Below are 12144 nucleotides of genomic sequence, written 5' to 3'. Positions count from 1 at the left end.
AGGGGGGACCCTGTGGGAGAGTAGGACGCCGCCGAACAATTCTTGTGAATGAACCCCCATCCGGTTTCCGGGTGGGGGTTCTTCGCGTTTCCGGGCCATCCCGGTCCCCGGTGCAAAAAATCTTGGCCGGCCGTGTCGAGAACCCGTGCCCAGCACCGTCCCCGGGATGAACGCGGCCACAATGGGTCGCACCAGCTCCGGAGGAGACGACGATGGCCAAGTACCTGCTGCTGAAGCACTACCGAGGCGCCCCGGCTGCGGCCGACTGCACGCCCATGGACCAGTGGACGCCCGAGGAGGTCTCGGCGCACATCACGTACATGCGGGACTTCGCGGCCCGGCTGGAGACGACCGGTGAGTTCGTGGACGCCCAGGCGCTGGCGCCCGAGGGCACCTGGGTCCGCTACGACGGCGAGGGGCGGCCGCCGGTCACCGACGGGCCGTTCGCGGAGACCAAGGACCTGATCGCCGGCTGGATGGTGATCGACGTCGACAGCTACGAGCGCGCCCTCGAACTGGCCGCGGAGCTGTCCGCCGCCCCCGGCGCCGGCGGGAGGCCCATCCACGAGTGGCTGGAGCTGCGGCCGTTCCTGGCCATGCCGCCGAACTGCACGGAGTGAGCGCCCCCATGGACGAGGCCCTGCTGAGGAACCTCACGCCGAGGGTCCTCGGCATCCTCGTCCGCCGCGGAGCCGAGTTCGCGGCGGCCGAGGACGCCGTCCAGGAGGCGCTGGTCGAGGCCGTCCGGCTGTGGCCCGCCGAGCGGCCGCGCGATCCCAAGGGCTGGCTGGTCACCGTGGCCTGGCGGAAGTTCCTGGACGCGACCAGGTCGGACGCCGCCCGCAGGCGCCGGGAGGACCTGGTCGACCAGGAGCCCGAGCCGGGGCCCGCGGCCGCCGTGGACGACACGCTCCGCCTCTACTTCCTGTGTGCCCACCCCTCGTTGACGCCCTCGTCGGCGGTCGCCCTCACGCTGCGGGCTGTGGGCGGGCTCACCACCCGGCAGATCGCCCGCGCCTACCTGGTGCCCGAGGCGACGATGGCTCAGCGGATCAGCCGGGCCAAGCGCACCGTCTCGACCGTCAGGTTCGACCAGCCGGGGGACGTCGCCACCGTCCTCCGGGTGCTCTACCTGGTCTTCAACGAGGGCTACTCCGGGGACGTCGACCTGGCGGCCGAGGCCATCCGGCTCACCCGGCAGCTCGCGGCGGTGATCGACCACCCCGAGGTGGCGGGTCTGCTGGCCCTGATGCTGCTGCACCATGCCCGGCGGGCCGGCCGGACCGGACCCGACGGGAGCCTGGTACCGCTCGCCGAGCAGGACCGCGGGCGCTGGGACACCGGACTGATCCGGGAGGGCGTCACCGTTCTCCAGGCCGCCCTGGCGCGCGACCGGCTGGGCGAGTTCCAGGCCCAGGCCGCCATCGCGGCGCTGCACGCCGACGCGCCCACCGCCGAGGAGACGGACTGGGTGCAGATCGTCGAGTGGTACGACGAGCTGGTCCGGCTGACCGGGAGCCCCGTGGTGCGGCTCAACCGTGCGGTGGCGGTCGGTGAGGCCGACGGTCCGCGCGCCGGGCTGGCGGCGCTCGCGGAGCTGGACGACGCGCTGCCCCGGTACACCGCGGCTGCGGCGTACCTCCACGAGCGCGCGGGGGACGCGGCGACGGCGGCCCGGCTGTACGCGGAGGCGGCGCTGAAGGCCCCCAACCTCGCGGAGCGCGACCATCTGACGCGTCAGGCGGCCCGGCTCAACGAGGAGTTGAGGCGGCGTCGGCACGGGTGAGCGAAGACCGGCTCAGAGCCGGCCGGCCGCCTTCAGCGCCAGGTAGGTGTCGGCGAGGGCGGGGGCGATCCGGGTCGGCGGGGCGTCCAGGACGGTGACGCCGTGCCGGGTGAGGCGCTCGGCGGTGGCGCGGCGGTCGGCGCGGGTCTGTTCGGCGGCGGCCGCGCCGTAGACCGCTTCCAGGGTGCCCCGCCCGGCGGCGAGTTCGTCCAGCCGGGGGTCGGCGACGGAGGCGAGGACGACCTCGTGGCGCTTGGTGAGCAACGGCAGCAGCGGACGCAGGCCGTCCTCGGCGGGTGCCGCGTCCAGGCCGGTGAGCAGCACGATCAGGGAGCGGTGCGGGGTCATCCTGAGGGCGGTGGAGACCAACGAGCGCATGTCGGTCTCGTGCAGCGCGGGCTCCAGGCCGGCCATCGCGTTGGTGAAGGCGGGCAGTACCTCGTGGGCCGAGCTGCCGGCCACCGCGACGCGCTTGCGGGTGTCGTGGGCGAGCAGGTCGACCCGGTCGCCGGCCCGGGTGGCGAGGGCGGTGAGCAGCAGTGCGGCGTCCAGGGCGGCGTCCAGCCGGGGGGCGTCGCCCACCCGGCCGGCCGAGGTGCGGCCGGTGTCGAGGACGACGAGGATGTGCCGGTCGCGTTCGGGGCGCCAGGTGCGGACGGCGACGGTGCTGCGGCGGGCGCTGGCGCGCCAGTCGATGGAGCGGACGTCGTCGCCGGGCAGGTACTCGCGCAGGGAGTCGAACTCGGTACCCTGGCCGCGGGTCAACACCGAGGTGCGGCCGTCGAGTTCGCGGAGCCGGGCCAGCCGGGAGGGCAGGTGCTTGCGGCTGGTGAACGGGGGCAGCGCGCGGACCGTCCAGGGGACGAGGTGCGAGCCCTGGCGGCCGGCCAGGCCGAGCGGGCCGAGCGAGCGGACCGTCACCCGGTGGGCGTGGTGGTCGCCGCGGCGGGTGGGGGTGAGCACGGTGGTGGTCCGGCGCCGTTCGCCGCCGGGCAGGGCCAGGGTGTGCCGGGAGGCGGCCTCGGCGGTGCCGGGGCGCCAGGCGGAGGGGGCCCAGGCGTCCCGGAGCAGGCCCCGCAGTGCCCGGCCGGACGGGTTGGTGACGGTCAGTTCGACGGTGGCGCTCTCGCCGAGCCGGACGGTGGTGTCGCCGCCCCGTTCGATCCGCAGCGTGCGGACGGGGGCGGCGAGCACCAGGTCGACCGCGACGGCGATCAGCACCGCGCCGGTGACCAGGCCGATCCCGGTGGGGGACGGCAGCAGCAGGCCCACGACGAGCGCGCCGAGCGCGGCGAGCAGGGCGGTTCGCCCGGTGAGGGCCATGCGGTTGCGCTCCTTCGGGAACGGAACGGGGGCGGTGGGGTCAGCGGGGTGCGGGCGTCTGGGCGAGGACGGCCTGGATGACGGAGTCGGCGGTGACGCCCTCCATCTCGGCCTCGGCGCGCAGCGCGATCCGATGGCGCAGGGTGGGCAGGGCGAGCGCCTTGACGTCGTCCGGGGTGACGTAGTCGCGGCCGGCCAGCCAGGCCCAGGCGCGGGAGGCGGCGAGCAGGGCGGTGGCACCGCGCGGGGAGACGCCGATGGACAGCGAGGGGGAGTTCCGGGTGGCCCGGCAGAGGTCGACGATGTAGGCGAGGACCTCGGGGGAGACGGTCAGCCGGGCGATCTGCTCGCGGGCGGCGGTCAGGTGCTCGGGCCCGGCGACGGGGCGGACGCCGGCCGCGCCGAGGTCGCGCGGGTCGAAGCCGGCGGCGTGCCGGGAGAGCACCTGGAACTCCTGGTCGCGGTCGGGCAGCGGCAGGATCAGCTTGAGCAGGAAGCGGTCCAGCTGGGCCTCGGGCAGCGGGTAGGTGCCCTCGTACTCGACCGGGTTCTGGGTCGCGGCGACCAGGAACGGGGCGGGCAGTGCGCGCGGTTCGCCGTCCACCGTGACCTGGCCCTCCTCCATGGCCTCCAGCAGGGCGGCCTGGGTCTTGGGCGGGGTGCGGTTGATCTCGTCGGCGAGCAGCAGGTTGGTGAAGACCGGGCCGGGCTGGAAGGAGAACTCGGCGGTGCGGGCGTCGTAGACGAGCGAGCCGGTGACGTCGCCGGGCATCAGGTCGGGGGTGAACTGGATGCGCTTGGTCTCCAGGCTGAGCGCGGTGGACAGGGTGCGCACCAGCAGGGTCTTGGCGACGCCGGGGACGCCCTCCAGCAGGACGTGGCCGCCGCAGAGCAGTGCCACGACCAGGCCGGTGACGGCGGCGTCCTGGCCGACCACGGCCTTGCCGATCTCGGCGCGCAGGGCGGTCAGCGCGGCGCGCGGGTCGGTGGCGGGGGTAGCGGGTGCCGTGCCGGGGACGGAGCGGAGCTGGGCGGTTGCCTGGTCGGTCACGGGTTCCGTACCTGCCTTTCGAGGGCGTCGAGGTCGTCGGCGAGCCGCAGCAGCGCGGCGTCGTCGGTCGGGGGCGGGCCGTACAGCAGGGCCCGGACGTCCCCGGCGGGCCGTTCGGGCAGCCGGTCGGCCACGGCGACGCAGAGCGCGTCGGGGTCGGGTGCGCCGGCCCGGAGCGGGACGCCCAGGGCCGGGGCGAGGCGGTGGGCGGCGGCGGTGCGCAGGGCGTCGGCGGCGCGGCCGCGGGCCTTGGCCCGGCGGTACAGCCGGGCGCGGCCCTCGGTGGTCTCGGCGGCGCGGACCACCACGGGCAGGTTCTCGCTGATCACCGGGCCGAGCCGGCGCCCGCGCCACAGGGCGGCGAGCACGGCGGCGACGGCGAGCTGGTAGCCGGCCCAGTGCCAGCCGCGCGGGAGGTAGTCGCCGAAGGTCTTGGTGCGGGCGCCTTCGGGGAGGGGGACGGAGTAGTCGGGCAGGTGCCAGGTGAGGCGGGGCTGGGAGCCGAGCAGGCCGAGGGCGAGGGCGGCGTCGCCGTCCTGGGCCAGCCGGCCGTTGCTGAGGAAGGCGCCGCTGCCGAGCACGATGACGTCGTGGCCGCCGTCGCCGACCGGGATGCCGACCAGCGGGTAGCCGTGGCCGCGCGGGTAGCAGCCCTCGCCGCGGCTGCCGCTGGTGTAGAGCATGCCGCCCTGCTGGGCGCTGCCCGCGCGGACGGCCTCGGGGAGGGTGCACTCCGCGGGGGTGGAGCGGACGGAGGCGTACGGCAGCCCCCCGGTGTCGTCGGACGGCCGGATGCCGGGGGCGAGGGCGGTGAGCGCGGCCGGGCCGGGGGCGACCAGCACCAGCCGTCGGTGCCGGGCGGCGGCGACGGCGCGCAGCTGGGCGGGGCTGAGCAGGTCGGGTTCGGGCAGGACGAGGGTGTCCGGGCCGGCCGGGGCGGCGGTCGGGTCGGAGGTGAATCCGGCCTTGACGCCCTGGCGTTCGAGCAGGGCGACGACGGCGTGGGCGCCGTCGCGGTCGTACGAGCGCGGGTCCAGCGGCGGGTAGCGGTGGTCCTGGCCGAGGGCGGACACGGCGGCGGCGCCGATCAGCAGGGCGGCGAGGACGGCCAGGTACCAGCGGGCCCGGCGCCACAGGCCCCGGGCGGTGGGGGTGAGGCTGGTCGGGGTGGCGGCGGGGGACGGTGCGGGGGCGGGGGCGGTCATGCCGCTCCTCCTGGGGTCGGCGCCGGGGCCGGGGCGGGTGCGAGGACGGGGCGGGTGCGCTCCAGCGTCCGGTCGAGCTCGTGCAGCAGCCGGTACGCGGCCTGGTCGGCGGTGCGCTCGCCGTAGGCGATGTCGTCGAAGGTCCGGGCGGCCGCGGCCAGCGCGGCGGCGTGCTCGGGCAGGGCCCGTCCGGCCTCGGCGGCGGCCTCGTCGGCGGTGCGGCCGGGGCGGGTGTCGAGCAGGGTGCGCTCCTCCAGGCTCCGGACCAGGGCGCGCATCTGCTCGCGGACGGCCTCGGACCAGCGTCCGGCGGCGGCGTGCCCGGCGGCGTCCGCCCGGTACTGGTCGGCGCTGCGCGGTCCGCCGTCGCCGTACACGTCCTGGGCGGTGCGGGCGGCTCGGCGGGGTGCGCCGAGCCGCCACCAGAGGGCGGCGCCGATCAGCACCGCGACGATCAGGAAGAGGATCAGCCCGGTGGTGCCGGTGGTGCCGTCGCCGGAGATGCTGTCGAGCGCGTCGGCGAGGTGGTCGTAGACCCAGTCCGCGATCCGCTTCAGGACGGACGGGTCGTGCTTGTGGTACTCCGCGTCGAGGAGCTCGTCACGGGCGGCGTCGCGCGCCGGGTCCCGTGGGACGGTGACCGGGGCGCCGCCCGCGACGAGGAGCCTGTCCCCCCAGGTAGGCATCCGGTTCAGCGCCTCGCCGCGGTGGGATCGCCCGGCCCGCCCCAGCCGGTGGCGCCGTGCTCGGGCAGTCCGGCCGCGCGGGCGAGCTCGATGTCCAGGGCCTCGCGGCGGATCCGCTGGTCGATGTAGACCAGCACGCCGACGGCGGCGATGAACGGGGTGGTGAAGGTGCCGGCGATGATGCCGGCGACCGCCAGGAGGATCACCATGGCGGCGCTCTGGTCGACGGTGTCGGGCAGTCCCTGGGCGTCGAGGTCCTCGAAGCCGAGGGCCAGGCCGAGGATCTGGAAGGGGACGGCGATGACGACGGTGGCGACGAGCGCCAGCACGTGGCTCAGCAGGGTGATGCCGAAGACCCGCCACCAGGCGCCGCGCACCAGGCGCCGCGAGCGCGACAGCGCGGTCAGCACGCCCTGCTTCTCCAGCATCAGGGCGGGGGCGGCGAGGCTGAAGCGCACGTAGAGCCAGAGGGCGACCGGCATGGCCAGCAGGCCGACCAGGGCCAGCAGGCCGGTGATCGCGGGGGAGCCCGAGCCGCCGGCGGAGTAGCCGAGCAGCGGGGCGAAGCCGAGCAGTGCCACGCCGGGGCCGATCAGGGCGGTGAGCACGGTCAGCCCGAGCAGCTGGACCATCCGGGGCCGGGCGTCGTTCCAGGCCTCCCTGGCGGTCGTGGACCGGCCGAGGACGGCGCGGCTGACCACGACGGTGAGCAGGGCGGTGACGATCACGCCGAGCAGCAGCTGCAACGGCACGTCGGCCAGCAGCCGCAGGGTCGGGGTGGCCTCGCCGGTCCGGCCCTTGACCAGCAGGTCGACCAGGATGCTGCAGGCCTGGGCGAGCACGGCGATGCCGAGGGACAGCGCGAGCACGGTGCGCCAGTGCCGGCGCACGGTGGTGACGCCGCCGTCCAGCAGCTCGCCGAAGCTCAGCGGGCGCAGCGGGATGACGCCGGGCTTGGGGCTCGCCGGGGCGCCCCAGCCGTACGGGTGGTGGCCGCCGGGCGGCTGCTGTCCCCACGGCTGTCCCCACCGGGGGGCGCCGGCCGGGCCGGTCCAGCCGGGGGCGGGCTGCGGTGGTGCCGACGGCCCGGGCGCGGCGGCGGGCGCGTCGGCCGGGGGCCGGGCGTCGTCGCGGGGCGGCTCGGACGAGCTGGGCGAGGCCCAGCCCGGGGTGTCGGTCATCACTGCTCCTCGGAGGGCGTCACGGGCGCGACCGCGGACGGATCTTCCGCCCGCACGCAGCGCCCATCGTGCCATGGGGGCGGAAACCGGCCCCACGGCGATCCGGTTGCTGACCGGCAACGGTCGTGCGCGGTGGGCCGGGTGGTGGTCCGCGAGGGCTCCCCGGGCGCTCCGGCGGGGGACAATCGCCCGGTATGGCCGGAATGCACCGGCGAGTGAGTTGGCCGTTCTGGAGCATTGGTACTGCTGTGCGGCAGGTCACAATCCGGTAATGAGAAGATGGACGCATGAAGGGACGCGTCCTCGTCGTTGATGACGACTCCGCACTGGCCGAGATGCTCGGCATCGTGCTGCGTGGTGAGGGTTTTGAGCCGTTTTTCGTCGCGGATGGGGACAGGGCGCTAGCGGCGTTCCGGGAGACCAAGCCCGACCTGGTCCTGCTCGACCTGATGCTGCCCGGCCGGGACGGCATCGACGTGTGCCGGCAGATCCGGGCGGAGTCCGGCATCCCGATCGTGATGCTGACCGCGAAGACCGACACGGTCGACGTCGTCGTGGGCCTGGAGTCGGGTGCCGACGACTACGTCACCAAGCCGTTCAAGCCCAAGGAGCTGGTGGCCCGGGTGCGTGCCCGGCTCCGCCGTGCCGAGGAGCCCACCCCCGAGCAGCTGACCATCGGCGACCTGGTGATCGACGTGGCCGGCCACTCGGTGAAGCGGGACGGCCGGGGCATCCCGCTGACCCCGCTGGAGTTCGACCTGCTGGTCGCGCTGGCCCGCAAGCCCTGGCAGGTGTTCACCCGCGAGGTGCTGCTGGAGCAGGTCTGGGGCTACCGCCACGCGGCGGACACCCGCCTGGTCAACGTCCATGTGCAGCGCCTGCGTTCCAAGATCGAGAAGGACCCGGAGCGCCCCGAGATCGTGGTGACCGTCCGCGGCGTCGGCTACAAGGCCGGACCCAGCTGACGTGACGGAGCGGGCAGACGACACCCCGTCGGGTTCCGCGACCGACGGGGCGGGTGCGGTGCGCGGCGACGTGCTGAGCTCGACCACCCGCCGCCGCGGCCCTTCCGGCGCGGTCGGGCTGGTGCGGCGTCAGCTGCGCCGCCCCGTGCACCGGGTGACCGCGCTCTACCGCCGGTCGATCCAGCTCCGCGTGGTCGCGGTCTCCCTGCTGGCGTCCATCGCGGTCGTCCTGGTGCTGGGCGTGGTCGTGGTGGCGCAGGTGCGCAACGGGCTGCTCGGCACCAAGACGGACGCCGCCCGCGCGCAGGCCCGGATCGGCTTCCAGGTCGAGCAGAAGAAGATCGACGAGGCCCGGGACCAGAAGCTGCGCGGCACCGGCGACCCGACCGTCGACGAGACCGGCACCTGGCTGCTGCGGCAGGTCAACGACCTGGCCGGGAGCGGGCAGACGGTCTATTCGGTGATCGCGATGGCCCCCGGCACCGGCACCGTCGCCCCGGACACCGCCGGCTTCGCGCCGCGCTACTCGGGCGACATCCAGCCGATCAGCATCCCGGACACCCTGCGGGCCAAGCTGCTCGCCGAGCCCGGCCAGATGTTCGAGCAGCCGACCCGGATCCACCGCTCGCCGGACAGCAGCGTCAAGTCCGAGCCCGGGCTGGCCCTCGGCATGCAGTTCGCCGGCCCGGCCGGGACGCCGTACCAGCTGTTCTACGTGTTCTCCTTCGGCCAGGAGACCGACACCCTCAACCTGGTCACCGGCACCCTGGCGACCGCCGGCGTGTTCGTGGTGATCCTGATGGGTGGCATCGCCTGGGTCGTGGTGCGCCAGGTGGTCACCCCGGTCCGGATGGCCGCCGGGATCTCCGAGCGGCTCGCCGACGGGCACCTGGAAGAGCGGATGAAGATCACCGGGACGGACGACATCGCCCGCCTCGGGGAGTCCTTCAACCGGATGGCCAACGCCCTCCAGACGCAGATCCGCCAGCTGGAGGAGCTGTCCCGGGTGCAGCGGCGCTTCGTCTCGGACGTCTCGCACGAGCTGCGCACCCCGCTGACCACGGTCCGGATGGCCGCCGACCTCATCTACGACAGCCGCGAGGACCTGGACCCGATGGCGGCCCGCTCGGCCGAACTCCTCCAGGGCCAGCTGGACCGCTTCGAGTCGCTGCTCGCCGACCTGCTGGAGATCAGCCGCTTCGACGCCGGTGCCGCGATCCTGGACGCCGAGCCGGTCGACCTGCGCGAGATCGTCGGCCGGGTGGTGGAGGCCGCCGAACCGCTCGCCGAGGCCAAGGGCAGCGCCGTGGTGATCCGCGGCGACGGCGAGCCGGTGCTGGCGGAGGTGGACTCCCGCCGGATCGAGCGCATCCTGCGCAACCTGGTGGTCAACGCGCTGGAGCACGGCGAGGGCCGCGACGTGGTGGTCCGGCTGGGCTCCGCGGACGGCGCGGTCGCCGTCGGCGTGCGCGACTACGGCATCGGCCTCAAGCCGGGCGAGGCGTCCCGGGTGTTCCACCGCTTCTGGCGGGCCGACCCGTCCCGGGTGCGGACCACCGGCGGCACCGGCCTCGGCCTGTCGATCGCGGTCGAGGACGCCCACCTGCACGGCGGGTGGCTCCAGGCCTGGGGCGAGCCCGGCGGCGGCTCGCACTTCCGGCTCACCCTGCCGCGCACCCGCGGCGGGGAGATCACCCGGGCCCCGTTCCGGCTGGAGCCGGAGGACTCCCGCAACAACCGGGGCCTGGGCGCCCAGGGCACGCCGTACCGGAGGGCGATCAGCCCGGCCGGCGCGACGGCGACGGCCGCCGTCGACGAGCACGCGGAGACGCCGGAGGGCGCGGGCAACGGCCTCGGCAGCGGGCTCGGCGGGGTGCTGAACATCGGCGGCCCCGGACTGGGCCGGCGCCGATTGCCCGAGGGGCCGCGGTCGGACCCTTCGGACGTGTGGACGGCGGGCGGTTACGGGGCCACCGGCGCCCAGGTGATGGTGGACCCGACGCCGGGACGGCCGTCGGTGGCACAGCGGACGGCGGAGCCGGACGCGACGGGTGGGACGACGGACGCGGAGGGGTCGCAGCGTGCGAAGGACGAGCAACAGGACTGAGCCGCGGCTCCTGGCGGCGGTCGGCGCGCTGCTCGGCGCCCTGGTGGCGAGCGGCTGCGCGGCCATGCCCGACTCGGGCGGCATCACCAAGGTGGAGCTGTCCCAGGGCCCGGCCGACAAGAACCTCCAGGCCCGGGTCTACCCGGTGGCGCCCGGCCGGGGGGCCAAGCCGACCGAGCTGCTGACCGGGTTCCTGGACGCGGTGACCGCCGACGAGGGCTACGACACGGCGCGCAAGTACCTCACCGAGAGCGCCGCCGCGACCTGGAACCCGGACGCCGGGATCCAGGTGCTCTCCGCCACCACCATCCCGGCCGGCCAGGACGTCAGCGCCGCGGACACCCAGGTCTCCGCGGCGGTGAGCGGGCAGTTGGTCGCCACCGTCGACGAGAAGCACTCGTACCTGCTGGTCGCCGGCCAGAACAACAACGTCTCCTCGGACTTCACCTTCGTCCGGGAGAACGGCGAGTGGCGGATCGACAAGCTGCCGCCCGGCGTGATCATGAACGAGACCAACTTCCGGAACAGCTTCCGGCAGGTCGAACGGTTCTTCTACGCCGCGCCGGACCCGTCGGCGGTGGTCTCCGGGAACACCGGCCAGGAGGTGCTGATCGCCGACCCGATCTACCTGCGGCGCCGGATAAACCCGCTCATCTCGGCCGCCCGGGCGCTCGTCCACGGCCCCTCCAGCTGGCTCGCTCCGGTGGTCGGGACGGCGTTCCCGGCCGGCGCCACGGTCGAGTCGGTGACCATCGACGACAGCCGGGTCGCCCACGTGCAGCTCGGCAACGCGGACGTCGGCGAGCCGATGGCCTGCCGCCGGATGGCGACCCAGCTCTTCTACACGCTCGCCGACCAGGGCAAGGGCCAGGTCGAACGGCTGGAGCTGAAGGGCGGGCACGGCTCCTGCACGGCCAGCCGCAGCGACCAGCCGTCCACCGGCCCCGGCGCGCTGGCCGGGCGGGCCTCGACCCAGCCGTACTACCAGCGCGCCGACAACGGCGTGCTGATGATGCTGACCGACGAGGGGCGCACCGGCGACCCGGTCCACGGCGCCCTGGGCAAGCCGCAGCCGAACGGCACGCCGCCGCTCGGCACCATCGCGGTCAGCAGGGACGGCACCGTGGCCGCCGCGGTCAGCGGGGACGGCCACCAGGTCTACTCGGTGCCGCTGGCGGAGGGGTCCGTGATGGGCGAGCCGGTGCTCAGCTCGCCGGCCAAGGGCGGTGACAAGGACGACGGCTTCGGCTCGCCCAGCTGGGACGGGCGGGGTGACCTCTGGGTGGTGGACCGCAACAAGCAGAGCCCGCGGGTGGTGATGGTGCGCGGCAACAAGTCGTACACCGTGCCGGTCGAGGGGCTGACCGGGCAGACCGTGGAATCGCTCAAGATCGCCTCGGACGGCGCCCGGATCGCCCTGGTGGTCAAGACCCCGGGCGTGGCCACCACTTCACTGATGTTCGGGCTGGTGGTGCACGGCGGCACCAGGGACGCGCCGACCGCGAAGATCACCGGGCTGCGCCGGGCGGCCCCCACCCTCACCGACGTCGCCTCGGTGTCCTGGGCGGAGACCGACCAACTGCTGGTGCTCGGCAAGGAGGCCGACCGGACCCAGCAGCTGCACTACATCAGCACCGACGGCTCGCAGAGCTCGGACACCCAGCTGGGGATCGGCGAGAGCATGCGGACAGTCTCGGCCTCGGAGTCCCGCGGGGACGTGCTCACCCAGGCGCCGCCGGTGCTCGCGGTGGCGGACGCCAAGGTCTACCGGCTGCTCAACAACCAGTGGCGGGAAGCCCAGTTGGTCGACAAGCCGCGCTCGTTCTTCTACCCCGGCTGA

10 protein-coding genes are annotated in these 12144 nt (G+C 74.8%); 5 read left to right on the top strand and 5 right to left on the bottom strand.

What is annotated here, in order from left to right; translation table 11 throughout:
* Positions 1-212 precede the first annotated feature (212 nt).
* Positions 213-620 (top strand): YciI family protein, encoded by a 408-nt coding sequence (locus ACZ55U_RS31280; protein WP_465531485.1) that lies wholly within the window; start codon positions 213-215, stop codon positions 618-620.
* Positions 621-628: 8 nt separating this feature from the next.
* Positions 629-1786, top strand: a complete 1158-nt coding sequence (locus ACZ55U_RS31275; RefSeq protein WP_465531483.1) for an RNA polymerase sigma factor — start codon at positions 629-631, stop codon at positions 1784-1786.
* 12 nt (positions 1787-1798) lie between these two features.
* Here the strand turns inward: ACZ55U_RS31275 and ACZ55U_RS31270 are convergent, their stop codons facing one another.
* Genes ACZ55U_RS31270 through ACZ55U_RS31250 form a run of 5 tightly spaced genes read right to left on the bottom strand, consistent with a single transcriptional unit; the run spans position 1799 to position 7232 of the window.
* Complete coding sequence (locus ACZ55U_RS31270) at positions 1799-3109, bottom strand: DUF58 domain-containing protein (RefSeq protein WP_465531481.1); 1311 nt, start codon at positions 3107-3109, stop codon at positions 1799-1801.
* A 40-nt stretch (positions 3110-3149) separates the two neighbouring features.
* Positions 3150-4160, bottom strand: a complete 1011-nt coding sequence (locus tag ACZ55U_RS31265; RefSeq protein WP_465531479.1) for an AAA family ATPase — start codon at positions 4158-4160, stop codon at positions 3150-3152.
* Positions 4157-5365 (bottom strand): DUF4350 domain-containing protein, encoded by a 1209-nt coding sequence (locus ACZ55U_RS31260; protein ID WP_465531477.1) that lies wholly within the window; start codon positions 5363-5365, stop codon positions 4157-4159. Before ACZ55U_RS31260 ends, ACZ55U_RS31265 begins: the two co-directional genes overlap by 4 nt.
* On the bottom strand, positions 5362-6051 hold the full coding sequence (locus ACZ55U_RS31255) for a DUF4129 domain-containing protein (protein ID WP_465531475.1): 690 nt from the start codon (positions 6049-6051) through the stop codon (positions 5362-5364). Before ACZ55U_RS31255 ends, ACZ55U_RS31260 begins: the two co-directional genes overlap by 4 nt.
* A 5-nt stretch (positions 6052-6056) precedes the next feature.
* The gene (locus ACZ55U_RS31250) at positions 6057-7232 is read right to left on the bottom strand and encodes a DUF7847 domain-containing protein (RefSeq protein ID WP_465531473.1); all 1176 of its coding nucleotides are present in this window, start codon (positions 7230-7232) and stop codon (positions 6057-6059) included.
* A 287-nt stretch (positions 7233-7519) separates the two neighbouring features.
* Here ACZ55U_RS31250 and mtrA point away from each other — a divergent pair, with 287 nt between their 5' ends.
* The 3 genes from mtrA to ACZ55U_RS31235 are packed head-to-tail and all read left to right on the top strand — an operon-like array spanning position 7520 to position 12144.
* The gene (gene mtrA, locus ACZ55U_RS31245) at positions 7520-8197 is read left to right on the top strand and encodes an MtrAB system response regulator MtrA (RefSeq protein ID WP_030247322.1); all 678 of its coding nucleotides are present in this window, start codon (positions 7520-7522) and stop codon (positions 8195-8197) included.
* A gap of 1 nt (position 8198) precedes the next feature.
* Entirely contained in the window at positions 8199-10304 is a 2106-nt protein-coding gene (mtrB, locus tag ACZ55U_RS31240) for an MtrAB system histidine kinase MtrB (protein WP_465531471.1), read from the top strand.
* Positions 10279-12144 (top strand): LpqB family beta-propeller domain-containing protein, encoded by a 1866-nt coding sequence (locus tag ACZ55U_RS31235; protein ID WP_465531469.1) that lies wholly within the window; start codon positions 10279-10281, stop codon positions 12142-12144. Before mtrB ends, ACZ55U_RS31235 begins: the two co-directional genes overlap by 26 nt.

The organism is Kitasatospora sp. NPDC034533, assembly GCF_055575155.1.
This window is presented reverse-complemented; position numbering and strand designations above follow the sequence as displayed.